At 37.4% G+C, this 24,746-nt stretch carries 31 protein-coding genes and 1 CRISPR repeat array; of the genes, 15 read left to right on the top strand and 16 right to left on the bottom strand.

Annotated features, from left to right (window positions below; genetic code table 11):
* Window positions 1-5: 5 nt before the first annotated feature.
* From glyQ to MTT09_RS06735, 14 genes are all read left to right on the top strand, one after another.
* Window positions 6-866, top strand: a complete 861-nt coding sequence (gene glyQ / locus MTT09_RS06800; RefSeq protein ID WP_021084368.1) for a glycine--tRNA ligase subunit alpha — start codon at window positions 6-8, stop codon at window positions 864-866.
* 6 nt (window positions 867-872) lie between these two features.
* A complete protein-coding gene (locus tag MTT09_RS06795) occupies window positions 873-1,595 on the top strand; it encodes a Nif3-like dinuclear metal center hexameric protein (protein ID WP_429803273.1) in 723 nt (240 codons plus the stop codon).
* Window positions 1,596-1,611: 16 nt separating this feature from the next.
* Complete coding sequence (locus MTT09_RS06790) at window positions 1,612-2,319, top strand: zinc ribbon domain-containing protein (RefSeq protein ID WP_002941798.1); 708 nt, start codon at window positions 1,612-1,614, stop codon at window positions 2,317-2,319.
* An 8-nt stretch (window positions 2,320-2,327) separates the two neighbouring features.
* Window positions 2,328-3,464: a lipid IV(A) 3-deoxy-D-manno-octulosonic acid transferase gene (gene waaA / locus MTT09_RS06785; protein ID WP_429803271.1), complete on the top strand. Its 1,137-nt coding sequence runs from the start codon at window positions 2,328-2,330 to the stop codon at window positions 3,462-3,464.
* Complete coding sequence (locus MTT09_RS06780; protein ID WP_429803269.1) at window positions 3,461-4,219, top strand: RluA family pseudouridine synthase; 759 nt, start codon at window positions 3,461-3,463, stop codon at window positions 4,217-4,219. Before waaA ends, MTT09_RS06780 begins: the two co-directional genes overlap by 4 nt.
* 63 nt (window positions 4,220-4,282) lie before the next feature.
* Complete coding sequence (ffh, locus tag MTT09_RS06775; RefSeq protein ID WP_148789609.1) at window positions 4,283-5,623, top strand: signal recognition particle protein; 1,341 nt, start codon at window positions 4,283-4,285, stop codon at window positions 5,621-5,623.
* A gap of 71 nt (window positions 5,624-5,694) precedes the next feature.
* Window positions 5,695-5,922: a 30S ribosomal protein S16 gene (rpsP, locus tag MTT09_RS06770; protein ID WP_009293992.1), complete on the top strand. Its 228-nt coding sequence runs from the start codon at window positions 5,695-5,697 to the stop codon at window positions 5,920-5,922.
* On the top strand, window positions 5,922-6,164 hold the full coding sequence (locus MTT09_RS06765; RefSeq protein ID WP_009293991.1) for a KH domain-containing protein: 243 nt from the start codon (window positions 5,922-5,924) through the stop codon (window positions 6,162-6,164). Before rpsP ends, MTT09_RS06765 begins: the two co-directional genes overlap by 1 nt.
* Entirely contained in the window at window positions 6,157-6,687 is a 531-nt protein-coding gene (rimM, locus tag MTT09_RS06760; RefSeq protein WP_429803267.1) for a ribosome maturation factor RimM, read from the top strand. The genes MTT09_RS06765 and rimM overlap by 8 nt, the downstream gene beginning before the upstream one ends.
* A complete protein-coding gene (gene trmD, locus MTT09_RS06755) occupies window positions 6,684-7,376 on the top strand; it encodes a tRNA (guanosine(37)-N1)-methyltransferase TrmD (RefSeq protein ID WP_429803265.1) in 693 nt (230 codons plus the stop codon). Before rimM ends, trmD begins: the two co-directional genes overlap by 4 nt.
* 8 nt (window positions 7,377-7,384) lie before the next feature.
* Window positions 7,385-7,741, top strand: a complete 357-nt coding sequence (gene rplS / locus MTT09_RS06750) for a 50S ribosomal protein L19 (protein WP_103589699.1) — start codon at window positions 7,385-7,387, stop codon at window positions 7,739-7,741.
* A 136-nt stretch (window positions 7,742-7,877) separates the two neighbouring features.
* Window positions 7,878-8,399 (top strand): ComEA family DNA-binding protein, encoded by a 522-nt coding sequence (locus tag MTT09_RS06745; RefSeq protein ID WP_103645140.1) that lies wholly within the window; start codon window positions 7,878-7,880, stop codon window positions 8,397-8,399.
* A gap of 390 nt (window positions 8,400-8,789) precedes the next feature.
* Complete coding sequence (locus tag MTT09_RS06740) at window positions 8,790-9,083, top strand: type II toxin-antitoxin system RelE/ParE family toxin (RefSeq protein ID WP_429803262.1); 294 nt, start codon at window positions 8,790-8,792, stop codon at window positions 9,081-9,083.
* Window positions 9,080-9,358, top strand: coding sequence for an addiction module antidote protein (locus tag MTT09_RS06735; protein ID WP_009293986.1), 279 nt, complete (start codon window positions 9,080-9,082; stop codon window positions 9,356-9,358). Before MTT09_RS06740 ends, MTT09_RS06735 begins: the two co-directional genes overlap by 4 nt.
* Window positions 9,359-9,552: 194 nt before the next feature.
* Window positions 9,553-12,211: a CRISPR direct-repeat array (repeat unit 30 nt; unit sequence GTTTCAAACTCCAACGGAGTAAATTCTAAT).
* A 153-nt stretch (window positions 12,212-12,364) separates the two neighbouring features.
* Here the strand turns inward: MTT09_RS06735 and cas1 are convergent.
* From cas1 to MTT09_RS06695, 8 genes are all read right to left on the bottom strand, one after another.
* The gene (cas1, locus tag MTT09_RS06730) at window positions 12,365-13,363 is read right to left on the bottom strand and encodes a CRISPR-associated endonuclease Cas1 (RefSeq protein ID WP_429803260.1); all 999 of its coding nucleotides are present in this window, start codon (window positions 13,361-13,363) and stop codon (window positions 12,365-12,367) included.
* Between the two features lie 9 nt (window positions 13,364-13,372).
* Window positions 13,373-13,651 carry a CRISPR-associated endonuclease Cas2 gene (cas2, locus tag MTT09_RS06725; protein ID WP_107715125.1) on the bottom strand — a complete coding sequence of 93 codons (279 nt, stop codon included), beginning with the start codon at window positions 13,649-13,651 and terminating at the stop codon, window positions 13,373-13,375.
* Between the two features lie 8 nt (window positions 13,652-13,659).
* A complete protein-coding gene (locus tag MTT09_RS06720) occupies window positions 13,660-14,160 on the bottom strand; it encodes a CRISPR-associated protein Cas4 (protein ID WP_429803258.1) in 501 nt (166 codons plus the stop codon).
* Complete coding sequence (locus tag MTT09_RS06715) at window positions 14,160-15,173, bottom strand: helicase-related protein (RefSeq protein ID WP_429803256.1); 1,014 nt, start codon at window positions 15,171-15,173, stop codon at window positions 14,160-14,162. The genes MTT09_RS06720 and MTT09_RS06715 overlap by 1 nt, the downstream gene beginning before the upstream one ends.
* A 206-nt stretch (window positions 15,174-15,379) precedes the next feature.
* Window positions 15,380-16,351 carry a phage late control D family protein gene (locus MTT09_RS06710; protein WP_107805399.1) on the bottom strand — a complete coding sequence of 324 codons (972 nt, stop codon included), beginning with the start codon at window positions 16,349-16,351 and terminating at the stop codon, window positions 15,380-15,382.
* Window positions 16,345-16,536 (bottom strand): tail protein X, encoded by a 192-nt coding sequence (locus tag MTT09_RS06705; RefSeq protein ID WP_429802952.1) that lies wholly within the window; start codon window positions 16,534-16,536, stop codon window positions 16,345-16,347. Before MTT09_RS06705 ends, MTT09_RS06710 begins: the two co-directional genes overlap by 7 nt.
* Entirely contained in the window at window positions 16,529-16,903 is a 375-nt protein-coding gene (locus tag MTT09_RS06700; protein ID WP_054196736.1) for a phage tail protein, read from the bottom strand. The genes MTT09_RS06705 and MTT09_RS06700 overlap by 8 nt, the downstream gene beginning before the upstream one ends.
* A 1-nt stretch (window position 16,904) precedes the next feature.
* On the bottom strand, window positions 16,905-19,133 hold the full coding sequence (locus MTT09_RS06695; RefSeq protein ID WP_429802950.1) for a phage tail tape measure protein: 2,229 nt from the start codon (window positions 19,131-19,133) through the stop codon (window positions 16,905-16,907).
* Between the two features lie 47 nt (window positions 19,134-19,180).
* Between MTT09_RS06695 and MTT09_RS06690 the strand changes: the two genes are divergently transcribed.
* Window positions 19,181-19,348: a hypothetical protein gene (locus tag MTT09_RS06690; protein WP_159070788.1), complete on the top strand. Its 168-nt coding sequence runs from the start codon at window positions 19,181-19,183 to the stop codon at window positions 19,346-19,348.
* Between the two features lie 117 nt (window positions 19,349-19,465).
* Here MTT09_RS06690 and MTT09_RS06685 read toward each other — a convergent pair whose 3' ends face one another.
* The 8 genes from MTT09_RS06685 to MTT09_RS06650 all read right to left on the bottom strand — a co-directional run bounded on the left by MTT09_RS06685 (window position 19,466) and on the right by MTT09_RS06650 (window position 24,738).
* A complete protein-coding gene (locus MTT09_RS06685; protein ID WP_081370933.1) occupies window positions 19,466-19,690 on the bottom strand; it encodes a phage tail assembly protein in 225 nt (74 codons plus the stop codon).
* Between the two features lie 73 nt (window positions 19,691-19,763).
* Window positions 19,764-20,276, bottom strand: a complete 513-nt coding sequence (locus MTT09_RS06680) for a phage major tail tube protein (RefSeq protein WP_021090342.1) — start codon at window positions 20,274-20,276, stop codon at window positions 19,764-19,766.
* Window positions 20,277-20,288: 12 nt separating this feature from the next.
* The gene (locus MTT09_RS06675) at window positions 20,289-21,452 is read right to left on the bottom strand and encodes a phage tail sheath family protein (RefSeq protein ID WP_429802947.1); all 1,164 of its coding nucleotides are present in this window, start codon (window positions 21,450-21,452) and stop codon (window positions 20,289-20,291) included.
* A 2-nt stretch (window positions 21,453-21,454) separates the two neighbouring features.
* The gene (locus tag MTT09_RS06670; protein WP_429802945.1) at window positions 21,455-22,090 is read right to left on the bottom strand and encodes a DUF7338 family protein; all 636 of its coding nucleotides are present in this window, start codon (window positions 22,088-22,090) and stop codon (window positions 21,455-21,457) included.
* Window positions 22,077-22,244: a hypothetical protein gene (locus MTT09_RS06665; RefSeq protein ID WP_429802943.1), complete on the bottom strand. Its 168-nt coding sequence runs from the start codon at window positions 22,242-22,244 to the stop codon at window positions 22,077-22,079. Before MTT09_RS06665 ends, MTT09_RS06670 begins: the two co-directional genes overlap by 14 nt.
* Window positions 22,241-22,501 carry a hypothetical protein gene (locus MTT09_RS06660; RefSeq protein WP_429802941.1) on the bottom strand — a complete coding sequence of 87 codons (261 nt, stop codon included), beginning with the start codon at window positions 22,499-22,501 and terminating at the stop codon, window positions 22,241-22,243. The genes MTT09_RS06665 and MTT09_RS06660 overlap by 4 nt, the downstream gene beginning before the upstream one ends.
* Complete coding sequence (locus tag MTT09_RS06655) at window positions 22,498-22,788, bottom strand: hypothetical protein (protein WP_429802939.1); 291 nt, start codon at window positions 22,786-22,788, stop codon at window positions 22,498-22,500. Before MTT09_RS06655 ends, MTT09_RS06660 begins: the two co-directional genes overlap by 4 nt.
* Before the next feature lie 9 nt (window positions 22,789-22,797).
* Entirely contained in the window at window positions 22,798-24,738 is a 1,941-nt protein-coding gene (locus MTT09_RS06650; protein WP_429802937.1) for a phage tail protein, read from the bottom strand.
* Between the last annotated feature and the right edge of the window lie 8 nt (window positions 24,739-24,746).

Here is a 24,746-nt window from a genome sequence, read left to right as displayed (position 1 = left end):
AAAAAATGACATTTTCACAAATAATACTAACGCTTCAAAACTATTGGCAAGAGCAAGGCTGCGTCATACTTCAGCCATACGACATGCCAGCGGGTGCGGGCACATATCACCAAGCGACATTTTTAAGAAGCCTTGGACCAAAGCCGTGGGCGACCGCATACGTAGCTCCAAGCCGCCGTCCTACTGATGGCAGATACGGCGAAAACCCAAATCGCCTCGGCGCTTACTATCAGTTTCAAGTGCTCATAAAACCAAGCCCAGAAAATATCCAAGAGCTTTATCTAAAAAGCCTCGAAAGACTTGGTCTAAATTTGAAAAATCACGACATCCGCTTTGTCGAAGACAACTGGGAGAGCCCTACACTTGGTGCTTGGGGACTTGGCTGGGAGGTCTGGCTAGACGGCATGGAAGTGACACAATTTACCTATTTTCAACAAGTTGGTGGCATCGCATGCGAGCTCATATCTGGCGAGATAACATACGGTCTTGAGCGCTTAGCTATGTACCTACAAGACGTAAATAGCGTCTATGACATCGTTTGGGACGACTCTAATGGCAACATCGTAACCTACGCTGATGTGCATAAACAAGGCGAGTATGAGTGGAGTAAATATAACTTTGAAGTGGCAAATGTTGATATGCTTTTTAACCAGTTTGAAAACGCATTTAACGAGTGCAAACGTTGCTTGGAGGCAAAAATTTCACTGCCAGCTTACGACTACTGCATGCTTGCAGCTCATACATTTAACGTCCTTGACGCGCGCGGAGCGATCAGTGTTACGCAAAGGCAAGACTACATCTTAAAAATTCGCGAGCTTGCAAAAGAGTGCGCGCTAACATATAAAGAGAGCTTAGAGCAAAAGTAAAATTTGATGAAAATAGCTGAAATTTATAAAATCTTAGATGAAATTTGCCCCTTTGCGAGCCAAGAGTCTTGGGATAATAGTGGCCTGCAAGTTGGCTCATTTGATAGCGAATTTGAGCGAATTTATCTAAGCCTTGATATTGATAGCGAGCTTTTGCAAAATGTCTTACCAAACTCGCTCATCATCACTCACCATCCGCTCATTTTTAAGGGGTTAAAGTGCCTAGACTACAGCCTCTATCCAAGCTCGCTCATAAGAGAGATGATGATAAAAAATATTTCGCTCATCTCGCTTCACACAAATGCCGACCTTGCATTTTTAAATGAAAAATTTGTAACGCAGGTTTTGGGGCTTGAAATTTCAAGCAAAGAGGGCTTTTTGATCTATGCTGATGTGAAGATGAAATTTGCTGAGCTTTGCAAATTTGTAAAAGAAAAACTTGGGCTAGAAAATTTAAGAGCAGTTTGTGCAAAAGATGAAATTTCTAAAATTTGCATCTGCACTGGAAGCGGCGCAGACCTCATGCAAGATGTCAAAGCAGACGCCTTTTTAACGGGCGATCTAAAGTATCACCAAGCCCTTTATGCAAAGGAAAATGGACTAAATTTGATCGACATAAATCACTATGAAAGCGAGCGTTATTTTAGTGATTTTTTAGCAAAATATTTGCAAAATCTAAAAATTGAAGTTATAATAAGCAATTCTAAAAACCCATTTACATATTGCTAACAAAAAAGGAAACATTATGAATAAATATTTGCAACAATTAGTTGAATTATCTGATCTTGACAAACAAATAGATGGTTTCACTCCACGCATACAAGAAGTAGAAAAAGCCTATAAAAGCATAGAAGAAGAGTGTGAAACTATAGCGGTTAATGTAGAAAGACTTGACGAAGAGGTAAATGATCTAAAATCACAAAAATCAGGAACAAACGCTCACATCGCAGAATTTAGCGCAAAGATCAAAGATGTAGCTAAAAAAAGCTCAAGCGCAAAAAGCGAAAAAGAGATAAAAGCACTAGGTCTTGAAGAAGATATCGCAAAAGAACAGCTTGAAGCAGCAAACGAAGAGATCGCTAGACTTGAAAAACTAATAGACAATAAAAACGCTCAAAAAGATGAGCTAAACGCTAAAAAAACAGAGCTTGAAGGAAATTTAGAAAAGATAAAAAGTGAGGTTTCATCTGAGCTTGAAAAGATCGAAAAAGAGCGCAAAGAGGTTTATGCTAAAAAAGATAAACTTGTCGCTGCGATGAATCAAAAAATCCTAGCATTTTATGAAAAGATCAGAAAATGGGCTCACAACACAGCTGTTGTGCCTGTTAAAAAACAAGCTTGTTATGGCTGCTTTATGCAGATAAATGATAAAACTTTCTCTGCGGTTGTAAAAGGCGAAGACATCGTTACTTGCCCGCATTGTGGCAGAATTTTGTATAAACAAGAGCAATAACACGTTTCGTGATAATAATATATTATTTTTTAGCCTCAATACTCTATTTTTTTGGGGCTATTTTTCTACTTTTATTAAGTTTCAAAAAAAAATACCATAGATCGATCCCGGCACGTTTTTTTCTCTTTAATAATCCTAAATTTAAAGATGCAGATGTACATTTTCATGCTTGCTCATTTGGCGAGGTGCAAGCGCTTAAACCATTGATGCAAAAAATTGATAGCAAAGCCATAAGCGTGGTGACAAATACGGGCTTTGAAGCGGCAAGTAAAATTTGCTCTAACACGAGATTTTTACCATTTGAAATTTTCTTGCCATTTTGGTTAAAAAAGAGCAAAATTTTAGTCATTTTTGAGGCTGAGCTTTGGCTTATGCTAGTTTTTATAGCAAAGCTAAAAGGTAGCCGCGTGATACTCATAAACGCTAGAATTTCAGATAGAAGCTATAAAAGTTACTTAAAATTTGGCTTTTTTTATAGATATCTTTTTAAATTTATAGATAAAATTTACGCCCAAAGTGAGCTTGATAAAGAGCGGCTAAAGTCACTTGGAGCAGGTGAAATAGAAGTAGTTGGCAACATAAAAGCTGTATTTTTGCCAAGTGTAAGCAAAATTTATGAAAAGCCAAAAGCTAGAGTGATCGTGCTTGCAAGTACGCATACTGGCGAAGAAGAGATGATTTTAGATAATTTAAATTTAAAAGAAAACGATCTATTAATCATTGCACCACGCCACCCTGAGAGATTTGCAGAGGTTGAAAAGCTAGCGAGCGATTACGCTAAAAAGCATGATTTTAGCTTTGCTAAATTTAGCCAAACGCATAAATTTGATGCTAAAGTAAATTTACTTGACACTTTAGGGGAGCTTGTAAATGTCTATGCTATTAGCGATGTAGTCGTACTTGGCGGCAGTTTTGTGCCAAATATCGGCGGGCATAATCCAATCGAGTGCGCACAATTTAACCCAGTGATAATTAGCGGTGAGTTTATATTTAACCAAAAGGCGTTATTTAGCCTAGTTGAAAACATCTATGTCGCAAAGGCTAGCGAGATCGGCGACATAATAGATAGTGACACCAAAAAGAGCATGATCGCCGTGCAAGCAAGCGCTGATGCGATCATAGAAGATATAAGGAGCACTTTATGAGTGAAGAAAAAGCGTATAAAATTTTAGCCAAGCAAAAAAATATCTCAAACAACGAGGCAAAGGAGCTAATCGACAGCGGACTAGTCTATGCCAAGGGGCAAAAGGTAATGATCGCTCGTGCGCTAATGAGTGAAAATACTAAATTTAACGTCGAAGAGATGCCAAAGCCAAGCGTTATCTTTGAAGATGAAAATTTAATAGCCATTAATAAACCAGCTGCCATAACTAGCGAAAAAATCAGTCAAATTTATAAATTTCCACTCCTTCACAGGCTCGATAAAGACACAAGCGGCGTGCTGCTTCTTGTGAAAAATGACGAATTTGCAAGTCTTGCTATAAATGAGTTTAAAAAGATGAAGGTTGAGAAAATTTACGTGGCCGCAGTTAGGGGTATCATGAGCGAGGAGGTGGTCGTAAATGAGCCGATCTTAACGATAAAAAATAAAAATGGCGCCTTTTCAAAGATCTCAAAAGATGGCAAAGAGGCGATCAGTGAAATTTCACCGCTCATGGTTGTGGGTAAAAAAACGCTTGTAAAAGTTGTCATAAAAACAGGCAGAACGCACCAGATAAGAGTGCATTTGGCTAGCTTAAATTTACCTATCGTTGGCGATGAGAAATACGGCAAAAATAGAGCAAATAGAATGTTCTTGCATGCCTATTCTATCGCTCTTTTAAACTATAAATTTAAAGTGCCGATCCCGAAAGAATTTAACTCTCTTGGATTTGAGCTATCTAATAAATTTGAAATTTAAAGAGCAATAAAGAAATTATTTAGTAATATACGCCCTTTAATAACAACTTACGAAAGGTGATTAGTGTTCGAACAAATTAGCGAGTCTTTTAGATTAGCCGTTAGCAAGATACGTTTTGTAGATGACGAAAAAGCTCTAAAAAACGCACTTGACGTGTTAAAAAAAGCTCTTTTAAAAGCTGATGTTCACCATAAAGTCACCAAAGATCTACTTGCATCTATCGAAAGCGAACTAAAGCAAACTGGCGTAGGCCAAAAGAATTTTCTAGATGCGATCAAGTCAAATTTAACTACTATCTTAACAGCTCCTGGCAATCAAGGCTTTGTCTATGCGCCAGTTGCGCCAACCATTGTTTTGATGGCTGGCTTGCAAGGTAGTGGTAAAACAACGACAACTATCAAGCTTGCAAACTATCTAAAGCTAAGAAAGAAAAAAGTTTTAGTTGCAGCTTGTGATTTGCAAAGATTAGCGGCGGTTGAGCAGCTAAGACAGCTCTGCGTTGCAAACGAGATTGATCTTTTCTATATAGAAAACGAAAACAACCCTATAAAAGTAGCAAAAGAGGCACTAGAAAAAGCAAAAAGCGGTCTTTATGACGTGCTTTTGGTGGATACCGCTGGTCGTCTTGCGATCGATGAAAAGTTGATGCAAGAGATAAAAGATGTAAAAAATGCGATAAATCCACATGAAATTTTCTATGTAGCTGACGCTATGAGCGGACAAGATGCTGTAAAAACAGCTACAAGTTTTAATGAAATTTTAGGAATTTCTGGAGTTATCCTTTCTAAATTCGACTCTGACTCAAAGGGCGGCGTAGCTATTAGCATCGCAAAACAGCTAAATATCCCACTTAGATTTGTCGGTACTGGCGAGAAAGTAGCTGATATCGAGAGCTTTATACCAGATCGTATCGTAAGCCGTATAATGGGCGAGGGTGACCTAGCTACTTTGGTTGAGAAAACATCGACTATTATAGATGAAAAAGAGGCAAAACGCCTAAATCAAAAGATAAAGAAAGGTCAGTTTAACTTTAACGACTTTTTAGATCAAATGGAAAGCGTTAAAAAGCTTGGTAGCATGAAGTCTTTGATGGGGATGATACCTGGACTTTCAGGTCTTGCAAATCAGATAAAAGATATAGACCTTGATAATTCAAAAGAAATTTTGCATATTAAGGCTATGATAAACTCTATGACGCAAAAAGAGCGTGAAAATCCAGATCTTTTAAACAATAGCAGAAAAAGGCGTTTGGCAGCTGGCTCTGGACTATCTCAAGTGGAGGTAAATCGCTTTTTGAAGCAGTTTGAAAACGCTTCAAAGCTTGCTAAGAAATTTTCAGGAAAGGGCGGAGCAAAAGGACTTGCAAATATGCTTTCACAAGCAAATTTAAAAAGACCTATTTGATAAAAGGGTTTAAATTTGGATATTTGTTATCTAAATTTAAGCTTTATTTAAAAACAAGAGGAGAATATAATATGGCAACAGTAGTAAGACTAACAAGAATGGGACGTAAAAAAAGACCTTTTTATCGTATAGTTGTTACAGATAGCAGAAAAAGACGCGACAGCGGTTGGATAGAGAGCATTGGTTATTACAACCCTATGGTTGAGCCAAATGTTATAAATTTCAACAAAGAGAGATTGGACTACTGGAAAAGCGTCGGTGCTAAACTTAGCGATAGAGTTGCGCAAATTACAAAATAATGGTTGAAAATTTTTTATACGAATACGCCAAACTGATAGCTGATTTTCCTGAAAAGGTGACTATCGAGCGCCAAGAACTTGGTGAAAATTTTGTCGAGATCATTATAAGTGCTGATAAGGTTGATACTGGAAAGCTTATTGGTAAAGACGGCAAAATGATAAATGCTATAAAGACTGTTATTATTGGCTGTAAAGCAAAAGACAATACAAGTTATAGAGTAACGGTAAAAGCTATTGAATAGTGATATTGTTGAAGTCGCTACCATCGGGAGATGTGTTGGTTTAAAAGGCTATTTAAAGCTTCACAACAAGAGCGACTTCCCAGAGCAATTTAAAAAAGGCGCAACCTTTTTTGATAAAAACAATGATCAGCTCGTCATAAAAGATTATAACAGACAAAAAGAGCTGGTTTTGTTTGAAAATTTTGATGACTTAGATCTTGCTAAAACACTTGTAAATAGAACTATCTACACTACAAAAGAGCTCACTAGAAAAAACTGCAAACTAAAAAAAGATGAATTTTTCCAGTTTGATATTATTGGATTAAAAGTTATAGAAAATGGCGAAATTTTGGGTATTGTAGAAGATATCCAAGATAATTTTGCAAACTCACTTTTATACATAAAAACAGACGAAGAGCTTATTGCAGGTGGCAAACCAAAGAATTTCTACATTCCATATTTGGAGCATTTTATCGAAAGCGTAAATTTGGATAGTGGAGAGATTTTGGTAAAAGGTGCTAGAGATATCTTAGAAAATTCATGAAATTTACATTTATTACACTTTTTGAAAATTTAGTCAAACCTTACTTTTGTGATTCTATTTTAAAACGCGCGATTAGCAATAAATTTATTGAAATTGATTTCATAAATCCAAGAAATTTTACCAACGATAAACATAATAAAGTTGATGACTATATGATCGGAGGTGGAGCAGGGCTTTTGATGTTTCCACGGCCTTTAGATGAGTCGATCAAATTTCTAAAAGAAAAAGATAAAAACACCCATGTGATTTTTTTGACGCCAGCTGGTAAAAAATTTAGTCAAAATGATGCAAAGAGGCTTTCTAAAAAAGATCATGTTTGCTTTGTTTGCAGCAGATATGAAGGTCTTGATGAGAGAGTTGTTGAGCTTTGGGCGGACGAAGTTTTTTGCATAGGTGATTTTATTTTAACTGGCGGAGAGCTGCCCGCACTTTGTATGAGTGACGCGATATCAAGAAACGTGCCTGGGGTTTTAGGAAACGACATGAGCCTTGAAGTGGAGAGCTTTGAGGATAATCTGCTTGAAGCCCCATCTTTTACAAAACCCGATAATTTTAAATCCCTCTTTGTGGTTTCAGAGTTTTTAAAGGGTAATCATGCTAAAATCCACAACTTAAAAAACAAGATGGCTCACTGCAAAACAAGGTACTTTCGCCCTGATTTATATCAAAAGCTAAAGCCACATAATTAAGGAAAAACATGAGAAATAAATACATTGAAGCATTTGAAAATGCTCAAATTACTGGTAAGAATATCCCTGACTTCCGTGCAGGAGATACATTGCGTGTGGCTACTCGTATTCACGAGGGAGACAAAACAAGAATTCAAAATTTTGAAGGCATTTGTATAGCTAGACGTGGTAGCGGTACCGGCGAAACATTTATAATCAGAAAAATAGGTGCTAACAGTGTTGGTGTTGAGAGAATTTTCCCAATCTTTAGTGACTCTATCGAAGAGATAAAGGTTCTTAGAAAAGGTCGTGTTAGAAGAGCTAAGCTATTCTATTTACGTGAACTACGTGGTAAAGCAGCTAAGATCCGCGAACTTAGAAAATAAAACTTTTTCCCTGAAATTTTCAGGGATTCTCTCCTATAAACTATATTTAAAATCATTTTTATATTACTTCATATTTATACTTCATTAATCACTCTTTGCTAGAATTTTACCTCAAATTTACTTTTAAGGAATGGAAATGAAAAAAATTTTGATTTCACTTGCAGCTATTGCGTCTTTGGCTATGGCAGCAATCAATCTAAACACAGCTACAAAAGAGGAGCTTATGAGTCTTGATGGTATCGGCAGTGCAAAAGCAGATGCTATCATCGAGTATAGAAAAGCAAATAAATTTAACTCAATCGACGATCTTAAAAATGTAAATGGTATCGGCGATAAAACTTTTGATAACCTAAAAGGTGAAATTTCTACTACTGGCAAGAGCGAAATAAGCGAAAAAGCAAAAGCTGGTAAGAAGAAAATGGATGAGGCAAAAGACGAGATGAAAGAAAAAATCTCTGATAAAAAAGATAAATTTAAAAAGAAAGCTTCTAAAACTAAAGAAGAGCTAACTTCTAGTAAAGAAGATGAAACTAGTATGAGTGAAAAAGCAAAAGACGAAAAAGACAAAGTTGTTGACAAAGTAAAAGAAAAGAAAGAAAAAGCTGCCTCAAAAGCTAAATCTAAAAAAGAAAAACTTAAAGAAAAACTAGAGAAATAAAACATTTTAAAACCTGCTTGTTTTTACAAGTAGGTTTTATAAATCCATATATTTTTTGTTTTAATTATAATTGACAAAAAATTTCATAACCTTCTTCAAATTTCATTGATCCGATAATTTGCTTTATTTTAATCTTTGGTCAAGGCTTTTTTCTAAATTGTGTCAAAATAGCTGCCATCTAACTTTGCCAACTAAAAATTTGTATGAATTGCCCCAAAAAAACGATAATCAAAAGAGCGATTACAGCGATTACGGTTGTCGCTAATCATGTTTGGTGGTTTTCAAACTCCAACGGAGTAAATTCTAATGAACCGCCGACCTTCGGGTTATGAGTGTTATGCGCTATTTTTTATAAGTAGCCATTAAGCTACATTTGTTAAAATTTGCCCTATGAAAGTATTAAAAAGTTCGACATTTGATAAGTGGTTACATAAGTTAAATAATCCTATTGTCAAGGTTTCTATATTAAGAAGATTAGAACAGATAGAAGCAAAAGATCATTTAGGGGATTATAAATTTGTTGATACAGACTTATACGAACTTAGATTTTTTAATCGTGGTGGGTTAAGGATATTTTTTACTTTTGATGGCGATGAAATAATTATATTGTTAAATGCTGGCGATAAAGATAGCCAAAGCGATGATATTAAAAAAGCAAAAGAGATATTAAAGGATTATAGATGAAAGAAGAATTTACAAAATTTAATTTAGAAGACTATTTAACAACTGATGAATTAAGAAAAGAGTATTTAAATCAAGTCTTAGCTGATGGCGATATTGAAGAATTTAAAAGAGCATTATTTTATATAGCAAAGTCAAAAGGCATTGAAAACGTTGCAAAGAAAGCAAATTTAAATAGAGAAAGCTTTTATAAGATGTTTAAAGAGAATTCAAAACCTAGATTTGAAAGTATATTTAAGGTTGTGAATGCTCTTGATATTAAGCTTGTTTATGCTTAGTCTATTTCATTATTATTTCTAGCTTCTTTTTTTGCTGTGTTTATTGGGGTTTTGGTTTTTCGAAGTATCTGCATAAAACTATATTATCATCAGTTTGATATATCTTTGCAAGATAGCAATTATTATTTATCTGATCTATTATTTAAATCTCTTCTCTGAAAATCTTTGGCTTTTAAATTTGTCGCTTCTGTGTTTTTTCAAACTCTAACGGAGTAAATTCTAATCTTGTTTTTAGCATACCGACCAAGCGGAGAGAGGTTTCAAACTCCAACGGAGTAAATTCTAATAAAGAAAATTTTGATATAGCTGGTCAGAAATTTGAGTTTCAAACTCCAACGGAGTAAATTCTAATGTAGAAAAATCACGATAGAGCAGAGTAAAACGCCATTTCAAACTCCAACGGAGTAAATTCTAATTTTCCATCCGACGTAGATACGGCAATAAAAGCCACTGTTTCAAACTCCAACGGAGTAAATTCTAATCTTGTTTTTAGCATACCGACCAAGCGGAGAGAGGTTTCAAACTCCAATGGAGTAAATTCTAATATGGTGCAACAAGGCAAGAAATAGCACGCTGGTAGTTTCAAACTCCAACGGAGTAAATTCTAATGCGTCGAGGGCATAAGCAAAGCAAATGTATATCAGCGTTTCAAACTCCAACGGAGTAAATTCTAATGGCGGTGGGACTGGTGTAGAAACTAAGCCAAATCCTAAGTTTCAAACTCCAACGGAGTAAATTCTAATGGTATAGCTCTTGCCAGCTCCAGTGTTTGCAACTAGTTTCAAACTCCAACGGAGTAAATTCTAATCCTGAAAAAAAGGCGAATATATAGCTAGCTTAGGTTTCAAACTCCAACGGAGTAAATTCTAATCTTTTGTAGGGGATATCCCCTACACCCCTTAAACTTAGTTTCAAACTCCAACGGAGTAAATTCTAATACTGGCTTAAAATTTTATTGACATCTTCGACAACGGTTTCAAACTCCAACGGAGTAAATTCTAATTGTTTCAGGGGTGCTTTAAATGGCGATTACTCTAAATTGTTTCAAACTCCAACGGAGTAAATTCTAATGAGGGCTAGGCGATACAATAAACCATCTATCTAAGTTTCAAACTCCAACGGAGTAAATTCTAATACTGGCTTAAAATTTTATTGACATCTTCGACAACGGTTTCAAACTCCAACGGAGTAAATTCTAATTGTTTCAGGGGTGCTTTAAATGGCGATTACTCTAAATTGTTTCAAACTCCAACGGAGTAAATTCTAATGAGGGCTAGGCGATACAATAAACCATCTATCTAAGTTTCAAACTCCAACGGAGTAAATTCTAATGATAGTGGTAGGCTTCGGCGCAGCTAGTCATCTGCTTAGTTTCAAACTCCAACGAAGTAAATTCTAATGACTAAATTTAAAAGAAAACAAAGAAAGTATATATGGTTTCAAACTCCAACGGAGTAAATTCTAATACTGACGAAAAAGGTCAAGAAAGTTTTATGAAAGCGTTTCAAACTCCAACGGAGTAAATTCTAATCTGGCTTTACTGATGAAGTAGAGCAAAAGGTTGTTTTGTTTCAAACTCCAACGGAGTAAATTCTAATCAAACAACTCTGGGGGAGAGAGTGGCAACCCTTCAAAGTTTCAAACTCCAACGGAGTAAATTCTAATTCCTTCTATCATCAATGATGAGCATGATGATCATTGTTTCAAACTCCAACGGAGTAAATTCTAATTTGACCAGGTAAAAGACGCTATCGCTAAGATCGAGTTTCAAACTCCAACGGAGTAAATTCTAATTTAAATTTTGATATATATTTTCTCTAGCAAGCTTACGTTTCAAACTCCAACGGAGTAAATTCTAATGTATAGATGAGATCAAAGAGCTACTAGGTTATGAAGTGTTTCAAACTCCAACGGAGTAAATTCTAATCGGATCAAAACGGACAAAATCGCTCAAAGCACACCAGTTTCAAACTCCAACGGAGTAAATTCTAATGAGAAGTATGACGATCAAAATTTACCACAAAATAGTTTCAAACTCCAACGGAGTAAATTCTAATGCGTTTGGTGTATGCGTCTATCTTGTCGGTCTTTTTCAGTTTCAAACTCCAACGGAGTAAATTCTAATGCTATTCTCATCAGTCAAATCATAAACATAAGCCTGTTTCAAACTCCAACGGAGTAAATTCTAATTTGGATTATATATCAACAAAACGCTATCTTGTATCAAAGTTTCAAACTCCAACGGAGTAAATTCTAATTTCTTTCGTAGTTATATAGCACCTTTGATTTTGTGAGTTTCAAACTCCAACGGAGTAAATTCTAATTTTCTTCGCTTGGCTTTTTAGATATGCTTAGTATCTTATTAGTTTCAAACTCCAACGGAGTAAATTCTAATCGTCAAAAAGTTTATTGTTGTAGTCCTCTTGCGCGTTTCAAACTCCAACGGAGTAAATTCTAATTTGATAGTCTTAGTGTTTTTGTCTTTTTGGTTTTGTTTCAAACTCCAACGGAGTAAATTCTAATCGACGAATTCACGGATATTGTAAAAACTAGACCAAAGTTTCAAACTCCAACGGAGTAAATTCTAATTTTAGTCTATGAGTTTTATAAACGAGAGTTTTGGGAGTTTCAAACTCCAACGGAGTAAATTCTAATGCAGTGCCTATCAAAGACGCCGACTGCGAGGAAAAGCGTTTCAAACTCCAACGGAGTAAATTCTAATCCAAGCGCCTAAAGACCTTAAAACAGCCATTGCAGTGTTTCAAACTCCAACGGAGTAAATTCTAATTCTGGGCGGAGAGCAAAGGGTAGCGCGCGAAAACAGTTTCAAACTCCAACGGAGTAAATTCTAATAGCACTAAAAAGCCTATTTTATAGGCGTTCTAGTGTAAGAAGTCTATATTTTTTCGCCTTAAATTTGACTAAAATTTAGCCATGTGCAAATACGCAAAGCCCTAAATTTCAAGCTTTTTAAAATCTTAAAAAACGCTTTATTAAAATGCGATTTCACTCCCACCTAAAGCCTTCATAAGGCGCATCCTCGCAGATGCACTTTTTGAGCTTATTCGCTTCGCGGCGGATCACCTGCCTCCACGTTAGCTCCCTACCACCCACCGTGAGCGTCTCGCAAAGGCGCGAGATCATCTTTAGCTCGATCTTTTGCACGGCGTCATTGCTAAATTTTATCCTGCCAGCGTCCGTTTGGAAGTCCTTTGCGGTGATCTCTTTTTTATTTAGCATGTTAAAAATCAGCGTGTCGCCCAAGATCGGCTTAAAAACCTCCGCAAGGTCGAGGTGAAGGCTTAGCGCGCGGTAGTTTGGCTCATGCAAAAAGCCGATGCGAGGATCAAGCTCGGTCTTGTAAATTTCGCTTAAGCAGATGTTGTAGATACGCGTATTTATGTAGCTTATAAAGCTATTTATCTTATCGGCCGGCGGGCGCTTTGAGCGGACGGTAAATTTAAAGCTTCTCTGATCTGCGATGATCTCGTTCCACTTCTCGTAGTAGAGCTTTTGAAATGCACCCTCTACCGCCATGATAGCAGGCACGCTAGTGGCGGCATCTAGTGCCTTTAGGTGTGGCTGCACGTCAAATTTCACGCCGTGTCTTTTGCAGTTTGCAGCGTCATTTATGATGTGGGCTCTAGTGATCTCACGCGCGATATATGCACGTTTGATCGGATCATTAAAAGAGCGGAGCTGGCACAGTAACACAAAGCCGCTTTTATTTACGGAGTTTGGCGTGTTTGGGTAGAAATTCCCGCGAAAACTCTGATACGGACTAAAGATGTGTAAAAGGATGTTATTATCCGCTAAAAATGCGATGGTGTAGGTATCGATCTGCACCTTTGCCAGCACGTAAATTTCATCGATCGCGTTTATCGGCAGGATCTTGCACGAAGCTCGCTCGCCCGTCTCGTCAAATTTTTCAAAATAGATATTATTATCTTGCCTATAAAGCCTGCCTGGACTAAGTATAAAGTGCGTCCTGTCGCTCTTTTGCATATTTGCTCCTTAGCTAAATATCGGGCTATTTTTGTCTACGCCGATGACGATGCGCTCGGAGTATTTTAGTGAGTTAAATGTGTAGATCACGATGGAGTCTAGCTCGTCTACGCACTCTTTTTGTAGCGTCTTGCTTAGCTTTTTAAAGTCGCTCTCGCGGATCTCGCCCTCATAGACCGAAAACTGCACGCGAGGCAGAAATTTCTCGACCGCTTTTCTGATGCGATTTGCGTTATTTCGCTCTTTTTGCTCGCGCCCTGCGATGTCGTAAAAAAGTATCACATACATCTTGTCCCCTAAGCAGTGCAATAGTCGCGATATGCGCAGTTTTGGCAAAAATTGCCCTGCGTAAATTTGGGCGGCTTTTCTAAATTTGCAAGCGCGCTTATCTCGCCTAAAATTTGTTCGATCAGAGCGAAATTTTCACTGCTATCTTCCACTAATATCACCTTTTTACCGCTTATTAGTTTGCCTTTTACCTCTTTTAAATTTAAGCCCGTTTTTAAAAGATAGATGTAAAAAAGTAGCTGCATCTTGCCTGCAAGTTCGTTTTTTAGGCTTTTCTTATACTCAGTGATGAGGTAGTGGCCGCGCTGTTTTGAGAGTTTGTCAAATTTAAGGTTGCCAAAGGCAAATTCTTGCAGATCTTGCTCTTTGATATCAGCCAAAGCCTTGCCCATTAGCACGTTTTCATCCTCTTGGTCGGCATGGATATGGTGCGCGTAAAGCCACGCCTCACGCTTACAGGTGACGTAATAATTCACAAGCGTGCCAGTGATCTGATCTTTTGAGAACATTAGTCAAATACCTCGTCTGCTACCGTTAGCTCAGGCAAAAATCCGTCAAATTTATTATAAAAATCGCTAGGTGCTAAAACATATCTGCCAAAAAACTCTCTAGTATAAGACTTAATATCGCCAAGCATATTTTTGCCAACCGCAATGGTATATAGCGCTAGCTCTTTTTCAAGCTCTTTTATATTTGCTAATATGATAAATTTATCTTTGCCTGAGGTCAAAAGAGCCTCTCGTTTTTCTAAAAATTCATTGAAATGACCATTGTATTGCTCTATAAAAAGCGATACTTTGTAGTCTTGCTTTGGCATGAAGTTGTCATTAAATTTATCAAATAACGTTTGAAATTTTAACTCTTTAGCAAGACTTAGCAGATCTATGCTTGTCGTTTCGTCTTTGGTACTCTGAAAATAACTCTCTAAAATTTGATAAATTTCACTCTCTTTTATGGAGCAAGATAAAATTTCTTTTACCTTCTCTTCTTGTAGGTCTATATCGTGGTATGGAAATGTTTCGCTGTCTATGTAGTCAAAAACCACGACTTTTGCCGGTTTGCTAGATGTAGCGTTGCGATTTACCCTACCAGCGGCCTGGATGATGGCGCCAATGGGTGCAAATTCGCGAAATCCCACGTCAAAGCTAAGATCAACCCCGGCTTCTATGAGCTGAGTGGCGACTATGGTGATTTTATCGCCGCCTTCAAGTTTTTCTTTTATCTCGTCTATTATTTGTACTCTGTGAAGCGGAATCTGATGCGTCGTCAAAAGATAGACGCTTCTTTTGCCGCTATTTTTTAGGGCTTCGTATAGTTTTTTAGCTTTTGAAATGGTATTTACAACGCAAAGTGCGCTCTCGTCTTGATGTTTTAAAATTTCATTTACCAAATCATCAAGCCCTTTTATATCCGGTTCATAGATGATCTCATATCTATCTTTTTCGCGTTTATATAAAACTGGCCCAGAAAGCTCGGTAAAGCTCTCTAGCTCAGCTGCGATATGAGGCATAGTTGCCGACATGATTATAAAATGGATATTGTATCTTTTTGAAAATTCGTTAAAAGCGGCTGCGATGGTGTAAAACGACTTTTCAAATCAAAGTGATTTTACGCTTAAAATCAAAGTGAGCTAAAAACCGCAGTTTTTCACTTTGATTTCTAACGTAAATTTTTATATTTTTAAATAGCTTTTTATAACCTTTTAAAACATATTAAATAACTAAAATTTTACCCCTCAAACTCTATATCTATTTCATACCCACTCGTGCTAAGCTTATGGCTTACTTCTTTTATGCTAAACTCATTTGCTTCTAGCCCAGGAACTCCACCAAATTTAAGCTTGCCGCCTGCTATGATGTTTTTCCCTTCGCAGCTACATCTACCATTTATTCCGCCACGCTGCAGTTCATTTAGTTTAGCTTCTGCTTGTTTAAAGGCCTCATTATCACTCTTTGGCTGAGCTATCTGCATCTTATATACTTGTTCCCCACTTCCCACCTTAATGCTTTTTACCTTACCAGCTTCGATGTCTTGCCACTCTACTATTACGGCTGTATAAGAGTTTCTATTAGCTTCAGTGATCTCTAGCGAGTAAAGATCAGTTAAATTTAGTGTAAAAGTGGGCAAATTCTCGTTTTTTGAAGTATTTGAGGTTTGGCTAGCATCACCCTTAGCATCTTTGGCTGTTATGATGATGTTATCATTTTTAACAGCCATTAAAAAGCCAAATTTGACGCATAGATCATATAAAAACTCTATGTCGCTTACATTATCCTGGATAACAGAAGCTATGTTTTGGTCGCTACCGCTTGTTTTTAAAGATAGTGCATTGGCACTAGCTATCTTTTTAGCTATCCCAAAAAGCGTTGTATTTTCCCAGCTCACACGTCTTTTCTCTTTTGCAGGACTTGCAAAATTTACAGCAGTTGCTCTAACCTCTGTTGTATTTGCTTTGTAGTCTCTGCTAGCCGTTTGCACGCTAAAAGAGCCACAAAGATAAAGATCATCTCCATATCCGAGCCATAGTTTTAAGCTATCTCCGAATACTGGCTTTGCATATATGCCAAATAGGGTAAAGCTGATTTCATCACTTTCATTGCCCTCTTTATCGGTAAAGCTTAGACTTATTAGGTTTTGTCTGATGATGTTTGTTATGTCTTTGCCGCTAGCTTCTAGCTTGAAAGCCGGTTTTCTCACCATAGTTTTGCCTGCTCTTTCGCTGTTTCTTTTATATCAGGCAAAAACACGCTATCGCCTGCATGAAGTGTTGTGTTAAGCTTTGGGTTTATAGTTAGAATTTGCTCAAAAAACCTTAGATGTCCGTAGTGGTTGTAGGTGATAGTATCAAGCCTATCACCGTCTTTAGCTATGTAAATTTTATCCATCATAATCCCTTTTTAGCTCCAAACTAAAACTTTGTGTAAAAAATGCTCCATTTGGAGTAAAAATCGCTTGTTTTTCACTGATTTTTACTATAACAAAGCGACCAAAATATTTACCATTTCCATTTGTAAGCGGCAAGCTTTGACGTAAGGCAGCTAAGGCATAAAGTGGCTTTAGTGCGCCTTGTTTGTCGCCGTGATATGGCAGTGTTTGACCCTCTATATTAAGTGTGCTGCTCCCTAAATTTGCACTAAATAAGGCTGGATAGTTTTGTATACGCTCTTGTTCGCTTATCCCAAAATCTGTTTGAGTATCGATACTATTAGTTTGCTCCCATCTAAATTTAAACCCACCAAGATTTAGCACCATATTATCCCCTTACATCAGTATTTTTACGATTAAACTCATCACGTCTTAGTGCGTCTTTAACGCCTTTTACTATTTGAGCCTTAAAGCTCTCTAGGTCAAATTTACCATTGTCTGAGTTAAGTAAAAAATCACCATTAAAGCTAATGTTGATGGCGCCACCACCTGTGCTGGCTGCCACTAAAGCTGGAGCCTCTTTTACGTGAGTATCACTCCCTGAGCCAAATGTAGAGCTAAAAAAGCCACCGCCATCATCTTTTGGTTTTAGCTCACTACTTGCTTGCTCATCGTCTCCAAAGCCAAAGAATTCTTTTGTCTTGCTCCAAGCACTACTTAGCCCCTTAATGGCCTCACCGACCATGTCGTTTATCCAGCCAAATTTCTCAGCTATCCAGTCAAAAAAACCGCCAAAGAGCTCATCCCATATCTTGATAACTGGCTCAAAAATAGCACTTAGAAAGTCGCTCACTCCTTGCCAAAGATCACTAAAAAACTTTGTCGTGCTCTGCCAATATGGCTTGACGCTCTCCCATATCTCAAGAAAAAAGGCCTTTACTTCGTCCCAATTTTCTATAAGATAAGCTGCTGCCATACCAAGAGCTACTACTATAGCACCAATGCCTGTGCTAATAAGAGCAAATTTCATAGCCTTTGTAGCTAGAGTTACCACCATTAATCCGCTACGCATAACACCACACGCTACACCAAAGGCTTTTGAAGTAGCGCTATAAGCAGTAGTGATAGCTAGAGTTGCTCTTAGTCTTGCACCAACTAGCCAAATGCTAAAAGCATGAGCTTTGGCAGCTATCGTGGCGCTTGATATACTTACAGCATGAGCCAACCATCTGAGCTTTGCTATTAAGAGCATAGGATTTAAAAATTTCACTACCCTTATAACGCCCAAAAATCCATCTGCTACACTTAAAAGTGCTATCTTGCTAAGAAGCAACACCGGTTTAAAGATCATAAAGCCAGCTGCAGCGCTAACAACTATGGCACTTAGTCTTGGAAATTTTTCATTTAGCGAGCTTAACAATCCAGCTACCTTACTTAAGATAGAAGCTAATAAATTTGTAAGTGGCAAAAAGGTTTCTCCAAGGCTTGAACCTAAATTTCTCCATGCTTGTGTAACCCTTTCGATACCACTTTTTGTAGTGTTTAGCTTTGTTTGTAGCTCACGCTGCATAGATCCTGTGGCTTCGTCCGAGTGTGCCATTTTGATATTTGCTTTAAGAGCATCGATATTTGTTACAAGCCCTGCTATCTCATCGTTAAAATTTCCACCAACTAGATCATAAAGTAGCCCTGCTTGTTTATCTTTATCAGCTCTTGAGATCGCTTCTAAAAACGTAGTTATGGCTCCAGCAGCATCTTTTTGTAGGGCTGTTTTTAGATATGTTGCATCCATACCTATGCTTGCTAGCGCTTCTTGAAAATTTTTACCCTTTTTGTCGGCCATTGAGAGTGTGGAGTAAAGAGCATTTAAGCTAGTGCCTACGACCGAGCTAGCTTTGCCAGTGCTTAGCATTGTAGCACTTATGGCACTAGCGCTTTTACTATCTAGGCCTATTAAGCTGGCATTTGCAGCTGTTAGCGAAGTAGCCTCAAATATATCAGAAGCATTTGCATTAGTAACCTTATTGTCGAGCAAGTTTACACTATCAAAAAAGCTATTAAGCTCCTTTATATCGTTCATCTTAAAGCCAACTTTCATATTATTGGCCGCCTTTGATAAGGCTTCAGAGCTCATTTCAAATGCAACTGAGCCGGTTGCAAGCATCTTTGTATAAGTTACTAGCTCCTCACCAGCTAAATTTATCTTACCACCGCCAGCTGCAATGTCAGCTATATTACTAAAGCTCTCTCCAAGCTGTGAGCTTAACCCTCTCATCTCATTTTTTAGCTTAGCTAGGTTCTCATCGCTATCATCAACATACTTTTTTACATTCGCAAAAGCAGCCTCATCATCAATGGCAAGTTTTATTGGCACTCCTATGGCTACTGAGTTTGTAAGATTGCTAAAATTTGTCGTAAGTTCACCTAAAAGTGCTTTTTGGCTCTCTCTTATTTGGCTAGATAGATTTGATAACCTAGTGTTATCTAAAGATGTTATGGCTTTTTTTGCTTCTGCTATCTTACCTTTTAAACCATCAAACCCTTTTTTTAGCTCTGATATTTTACTTAGCCCTTTTACTGCTAGACCAATACTAATACCAACTTGTGCGTTATCCATATCTTTCCTTTAAAATACGATATAATCCCTTTTAAAAAGGATTTAAAATGGCTTTAATCATTCCTATTTTTATCGTTTTATTCTTCTTCGTTTCACCAAGTGGCTTTTTTGAAACGTTTATTGCCTTAGTTTTTGGCTTAGGGATACTTGGTAGCCTTATTGGCACCGCTGGCTTAGCATTAGGTAAAACCAAAGAAGTTATAACTCGCTCTTAGCCTTTAAGATTTTTACTGAAATTTCTAAAAACTCACTAAAATCACTCAAACTAAGATTTATTATCTCGCTATATCCATAGCCTAAAACATGAGCTATAAGGGCGATATTTTCGTTATTTACTCCGCCCTTACATCTAAAAAATCATTTAACGCCTTTTGTAAAGACATAAATTCTTTAAACTCCAAATTTTCAACTTCATCTTGTGTCTTATTACAAAGTGCAGCTATCATATAGATAGTCTTTGCCATATCGCTACCACCATTTTCATCCGCCATCTTAATGGTTCTTACTTTTGGTGCGTGCATTTGCCAAATTTCATCTTTTATCTTTATCTCTTTCATTTTTGTATCCTTTTGTTGTTTTTGCCTGCTTGGCTACATATCAAAGTAAAACAAGCAGGCTTAGTATAAAAAATCACTCTCCTAAATTTGAGCGAACCCCTGCCATATAATCAACTCCGCCTATAACGCATATCATATTTTCACTATCTTTTAACACCATCGGCACACCATCCACGTTGATGTCCACAAAATGAGCTGATAGCTTAATAGTAACTTCTAGCTCTTTTCCGCTTTCAAACTCAGATACTTCATAACTGATAATATCTCCGGTAAAAGCTGCACTAAAAGGCACGGTTTTACTTTTGCCACTTTGGAAAATGCTAGCTTTAAAAAGCCATGGAATGCGGTTGGTAAAGCTGTTTAGTCCTAAATTTACCCACATGTTTTTATCTAGCACGCTAACCGTAAATTCAACCTCTGTTGCCTTTAGCATGCCAGTTGTGTAATTTGTGCTAAGAGCTCCTTTGCTCTCTATCATTTCAAACTCTATTGTGGGAAGCTTCAGCTTTTTTGTTACACCAAGATAGCCGATGCCATCTATATAAACGTTACCTTCTTGGATTACTTGAGGAATTTGTCTTTTCATTGTTTATCTCCTTTATTTGTTTAACTCATCCATCAAAACGCTACCGTATTTATCCACATAGATAAAATCAAGTGTAAGCTGCTTAACGATTGGATTGTTTTGCATTCTGACATCAAGGTAAAATTTACCAGCCGTGATAGTTGCGTCTGTGTTTTTTGCACTCCAGCTAAGCTCATATCCAAGAAGTACCTTTGCTCCAACTAGCTGACGAAGGAGCTCACTAACCGATCTTTTTGCATGATAAAGCTCACTAGCTTTTCTATCGATCGCAAACAGCACTCCCTTTTGGCAAGCTTGCGAAATACGATCAAATATCCTAACACGTGCTAGATCTTGCCAAATAGTATCTTGATCGCTCGTTTCGCCACCCCAAGCCCTAAAGCCACTCTCTCTAATGATGGTAGAAATTTTAGCCGCCCTTAGCTCATCGGCCGTGCAAGTTTCCCCAAGCTCAAAATCCACGTCTATTTGCGTGCCTGAAACCCCTATCATAACCCTGTTTGAATAGCTATCTGAATATCCAAACTCGCTTGCGCCGTCTGTGTGAGCTATCATGCCGGCTATTCTCGCACTTTGTCCCTCATAGACATAAGCGTTCGTTTCATCATCCCAAACCTTGACATTTGGATAAGCGGCAACTAGCCTATTTGTACCAAAATCGCCCATTTTAACAATGGCTGCTGCTGCGTCATCTGCTTTTAGATCTACAATGCCGGTTGCTTTTAGCCTGGTTGCCATCTTTTCTATCTCGCCTTTTATCGCATCTTCATGGCTAAAGCCAGGTGCGATTATTAAATTTGGGCTATAACCAAAGCGTGATTTAGCTTTAGCAAACGCTGTAACGGCACTTTTACACTCCGTGATCTCATCGTTCGTATCGCTATCGTCGTCTTTGGTGAATACGCTTACAATAATCTGCGTATTAACCGCCTGATCTTCGATGGCCTTTAAAGCCCTATAAATAGAGCCTTTTTTAAAAGCTTGGCTCGCATCCTTTTTTGCTTTGTATTTTGCTTCAAGAGCTTCAAGTGCCTTTGCTGTTGTCATATAAAAATGTAGGCCATTTTCTAACACCTCTTCATACCCTGCTATACCAATAGGCGTAGTACTTTCTACTGCTATTGGTCTTGCCGCCTCAGCTGATACGGTTACGTTTACACCAAATTTTGCTGCCATTTTTATTCTCCTTTTTGATTTACTTTTTTTAATGGATTTATACACCACACTGTTTTTAGATGTTTCTTATCATCTTTCTGGGTGAACTCTTTAAAATTTAAGGCATTTGCCCCTGCTATATCCATAAGCTTCCATCCGACATAAATGCGACAATAAAAGCCGCTTAAAAAGCCTTTGTATCGGACTACTTTATAAAGTCCAAAACGCTCCCTGCCATCTTTTAAAGTGCAAGTAACTTTACAAAAACCACTCTTTTTACCACCATTGCTGGTGATATAGGGATCGCCTAAAGTTTCTATGCTATATGGATTTACATCATCTACTTTGACGCCGTTAATCTCACTCGAAAAGCGTCCTATCTTATTGCGTAAGAGCCAAAGAAGTCTTGCTTTATATGTTCTATTGGTTGGTTCAGGATAGTGCTTCTCTCTCCAGCCACTATCGCCATTGATAGCAGCACACTTGCCATCGTAATAGTCGTTTGCATCCTCAAACCACCTAAATATCTTTGGCAAATGCTCATCATCCTTTTTGCAAAATAGTAATGCAACTGGCACAACTACAAATGAGAGGATCTCAAGCATAAGCTCTACTAAAATGATCGCTATAAGACGCAATATCTCTTTACTCTTTAGCATCATTTTCCTTTTTTGACTTCTTGCTCGGCTTCTCATTCTCTTTTGTTTCGCCCTGTTTGTATTCTGGGCACTTAGGACACTCGCTCCAAGTGCAGTTGCCATCTTTGTCTAACTTGCTGGCACACACTTCACATCTTTTTATTCTTACTCTCATTTATTCTCCTTTGGTCTAGTTTTTACAACATCAGTAAATTCATCACCGCTCAAGTACCAAAACGGCTTTTGTCCGTCTTCGTATTGCATTTTTGCAAAGTCGTCAGGATGTGTTGCCAAGTGACTAAACACTCGTAAAATATTTGTCATATTGCTATTGTCCCAGCCCTCGCACTTGCGTGCTCTTAAAAAGATTACGATAGGGCAAAGTAACACGCCCAAGATTAGCGATAAAACGCAGATTAAAAAATAGCTCATTTTAATTCCTCTCTTTGTGTTATTAGTTCTTTTAACTCCGCCCTTAAGCTTTCAAGCACGGCATTGTTGCCTATGATTAGTGCATGGCGGATGTGATTTTCACACTCGGCGATCTCTGCTTCAAGTTCTGCCAGCTGTTTAGTTCTTTCGTCTATGGTGCTGCTTAAAATATCGTTTATTTCAGTTTCTAAAATGGCCTTAAGATTAAGTCTAGCAATATCACTAGACGCATCAAAGTCATCGTTAAAAGCAAATATCTCATTGTTGTCATTTTTATAATATTTCATTCTCTATCCTTATTTTAGTTCTAGCCATTGTGGACCCACAATGGCTGTTTTGTAAAAATATCCTGCTGGGATTATTATTTCGCATTCTCCTGCTGTTGATGCTGCTGGATGAGATACCCAGTTAATACCATCCTGAGATGTTTGGATAGGAACTGTATTAATATAACAGCTTATTTGTATTGAGCGACCAGTTTCGTTTTTATACGTAACGTTGTTTTGTCTATTAGGTTTTTCATTTATCCATCTCTGCCCTACACCTAGCTCTTTGCTGCTTGGATATATGTTTTCAAAATTAACTGATGTAATACTTTTTGATGTAACTATCACAGAATAAGGTAAGTAAGTTTGTGGCTGCAACCTTACGCCAGTTTTATCATACCAAGAGCCATCAAGGTAGTATTCAGCTGTTGTTGATTTGTGATGAAACTCTGGACGTATATCAACTAGCTCTAGTGAATTATCTTGCTTAACCTTTATGAAGTAAGTACCATTGGCTTTTTGTTGGGCTTTAGGTAATTGAGCTTCTATAGCCTTAGTAGTATTTAAATATCTACCTGGCACCGATGATTTGTCTGATAGATATACTGTGCCTTGTAATGCAAGTGTTGTACTTCCAGCACTGCTTGCTTCATTTTTTACGTTAAAGATTTCTCTGTCACTTAATGCTTTATTAAAAATACGGACTTGGTCAATGCCACCTTTGAAAGGCTGTGCACCTAAGCCTAATTCTATTGCATTAGTTGCTAATGAGCCGTCAGTTGTAAAATTGTCTATTTCGTCTATTTTTTCATCATTCATAAAGAACTCGACTTTAGCACCAGTCCTTTTTATAACTGCAAAGTTCCAATCATCTGTTTTATATTTTGCAAAGGTTGTAAAAGGTTTTTCAGCTCTAGCTACTGTCCACCTACCATTGTTACCTACTCCACAACCTATACCATTTACTATACTAGATATTGATAAGTCTATAAAGAACTGAATACTAAAAATCCTATGGTCTTTATGTACAGCAGCATTTGCTGTGTTATCATAATTAAACCAAAGTGTTACTGTAAAATCATTCTTAAATGCTATCTTATCTGAGTCTTTTAATTTTACAGTTTCACCAGCTACTTGATTAAATCTCAATGCTCTTGTACCAAACTTGGCTTGATTTGAATATTCAGCTTTAGTTAATACAGCTCCCTCTGAGTCATTTTCAAAGGTATATAAAGATACACAGCTATTGTCACCTAGTATATTCTTAGTATTCACAGTGCTACCTATACCTATAAAATCAAACACATCGACTTCAACCTTATTGTAAGGCTCAAATGAAAATGCATTGTTAGCAACTGCTTTTTCAGTTACCACCACATCACTTCTACTGCCAGTTATCTCATTAGTAACTTTAAAGATGCCAGCGCTATCTTCGGTGGCGATGTCTGTCTTTGCTACAAATTTATCATCACTTTCTTGCTTGGTGTATGCGTCGATCTTGTCTTTTAACTTAAGAAACATCTTTTCGCACCATTTTCTGGTTGCTAACACTATATTGTTATCAACCTTTAAAATGATGCTCTCGCTCGCATTTGCGATTTGGAGTTTAAAATTTAATGTGATGTCTTTACTTGACCCCTCATTTAAAAGCGGCTTATAAGTATCTGCTAACCTTGCTATCGCAAAGAGTGAGCCATCATCGCAGTATATGCCAGCCGTTTTTATATAAAATCCGCCAACTTCAGGCGGTATTATGGCATCGACGTCGAGAATGTTATTATCGTTTTCGTCTATCGTTACGGCGTTTATTGCGCCCCTATACTTTTCATTTGGTATTGATGTGGTCTGCTCGCTTAGTTCTCCTTCGTAATCGCTTACTACAACTTCTTTTAATGCGATCTTTGATCCATCGCTAGCGGTTTTTAAAAGCTTATTTATGCCATTAGCTGTTAAAAGTGTGTATTGCTTCATTTATCCGT

The organism is Campylobacter concisus (genome assembly GCF_050447505.1).
Classification (GTDB): Bacteria; Campylobacterota; Campylobacteria; order Campylobacterales; family Campylobacteraceae; genus Campylobacter_A; species Campylobacter_A concisus_BP.
The sequence above is the reverse complement of the archived record's forward strand: the minus strand, read 5'-3'. Positions and strand labels throughout refer to the sequence as shown.

Excerpts from the sequence above, each read along its gene's own strand:
- MTT09_RS06665 (WP_429802943.1), bottom strand. The coding sequence starts at position 22,244 with ATGAGAGTAAGAATAAAAAGATGTGAAGTGTGTGCCAGCAAGTTAGAC.
- MTT09_RS06745 (WP_103645140.1), top strand. The coding sequence starts at position 7,878 with ATGAAAAAAATTTTGATTTCACTTGCAGCTATTGCGTCTTTGGCTATG.
- MTT09_RS06765 (WP_009293991.1), top strand. The coding sequence starts at position 5,922 with ATGGTTGAAAATTTTTTATACGAATACGCCAAACTGATAGCTGATTTT.
- MTT09_RS06695 (WP_429802950.1), bottom strand. The coding sequence starts at position 19,133 with ATGGATAACGCACAAGTTGGTATTAGTATTGGTCTAGCAGTAAAAGGG.
- MTT09_RS06660 (WP_429802941.1), bottom strand. The coding sequence starts at position 22,501 with ATGAGCTATTTTTTAATCTGCGTTTTATCGCTAATCTTGGGCGTGTTA.
- MTT09_RS06740 (WP_429803262.1), top strand. The coding sequence starts at position 8,790 with ATGAAAGTATTAAAAAGTTCGACATTTGATAAGTGGTTACATAAGTTA.
- MTT09_RS06720 (WP_429803258.1), bottom strand. The coding sequence starts at position 14,160 with ATGTTCTCAAAAGATCAGATCACTGGCACGCTTGTGAATTATTACGTC.
- MTT09_RS06685 (WP_081370933.1), bottom strand. The coding sequence starts at position 19,690 with ATGAAAGAGATAAAGATAAAAGATGAAATTTGGCAAATGCACGCACCA.
- MTT09_RS06795 (WP_429803273.1), top strand. The coding sequence starts at position 873 with ATGAAAATAGCTGAAATTTATAAAATCTTAGATGAAATTTGCCCCTTT.
- MTT09_RS06680 (WP_021090342.1), bottom strand. The coding sequence starts at position 20,276 with ATGAAAAGACAAATTCCTCAAGTAATCCAAGAAGGTAACGTTTATATA.
- MTT09_RS06790 (WP_002941798.1), top strand. The coding sequence starts at position 1,612 with ATGAATAAATATTTGCAACAATTAGTTGAATTATCTGATCTTGACAAA.
- cas2 (WP_107715125.1), bottom strand. The coding sequence starts at position 13,651 with ATGTATGTGATACTTTTTTACGACATCGCAGGGCGCGAGCAAAAAGAG.
- MTT09_RS06690 (WP_159070788.1), top strand. The coding sequence starts at position 19,181 with ATGGCTTTAATCATTCCTATTTTTATCGTTTTATTCTTCTTCGTTTCA.
- MTT09_RS06650 (WP_429802937.1), bottom strand. The coding sequence starts at position 24,738 with ATGAAGCAATACACACTTTTAACAGCTAATGGCATAAATAAGCTTTTA.
- MTT09_RS06710 (WP_107805399.1), bottom strand. The coding sequence starts at position 16,351 with ATGGTGAGAAAACCGGCTTTCAAGCTAGAAGCTAGCGGCAAAGACATA.
- MTT09_RS06705 (WP_429802952.1), bottom strand. The coding sequence starts at position 16,536 with ATGGATAAAATTTACATAGCTAAAGACGGTGATAGGCTTGATACTATC.
- rplS (WP_103589699.1), top strand. The coding sequence starts at position 7,385 with ATGAGAAATAAATACATTGAAGCATTTGAAAATGCTCAAATTACTGGT.
- MTT09_RS06735 (WP_009293986.1), top strand. The coding sequence starts at position 9,080 with ATGAAAGAAGAATTTACAAAATTTAATTTAGAAGACTATTTAACAACT.
- MTT09_RS06700 (WP_054196736.1), bottom strand. The coding sequence starts at position 16,903 with ATGGTGCTAAATCTTGGTGGGTTTAAATTTAGATGGGAGCAAACTAAT.
- rpsP (WP_009293992.1), top strand. The coding sequence starts at position 5,695 with ATGGCAACAGTAGTAAGACTAACAAGAATGGGACGTAAAAAAAGACCT.
- MTT09_RS06715 (WP_429803256.1), bottom strand. The coding sequence starts at position 15,173 with ATGTCGGCAACTATGCCTCATATCGCAGCTGAGCTAGAGAGCTTTACC.
- MTT09_RS06780 (WP_429803269.1), top strand. The coding sequence starts at position 3,461 with ATGAGTGAAGAAAAAGCGTATAAAATTTTAGCCAAGCAAAAAAATATC.
- trmD (WP_429803265.1), top strand. The coding sequence starts at position 6,684 with ATGAAATTTACATTTATTACACTTTTTGAAAATTTAGTCAAACCTTAC.
- glyQ (WP_021084368.1), top strand. The coding sequence starts at position 6 with ATGACATTTTCACAAATAATACTAACGCTTCAAAACTATTGGCAAGAG.
- cas1 (WP_429803260.1), bottom strand. The coding sequence starts at position 13,363 with ATGCAAAAGAGCGACAGGACGCACTTTATACTTAGTCCAGGCAGGCTT.
- MTT09_RS06670 (WP_429802945.1), bottom strand. The coding sequence starts at position 22,090 with ATGCTAAAGAGTAAAGAGATATTGCGTCTTATAGCGATCATTTTAGTA.
- MTT09_RS06655 (WP_429802939.1), bottom strand. The coding sequence starts at position 22,788 with ATGAAATATTATAAAAATGACAACAATGAGATATTTGCTTTTAACGAT.
- MTT09_RS06675 (WP_429802947.1), bottom strand. The coding sequence starts at position 21,452 with ATGGCAGCAAAATTTGGTGTAAACGTAACCGTATCAGCTGAGGCGGCA.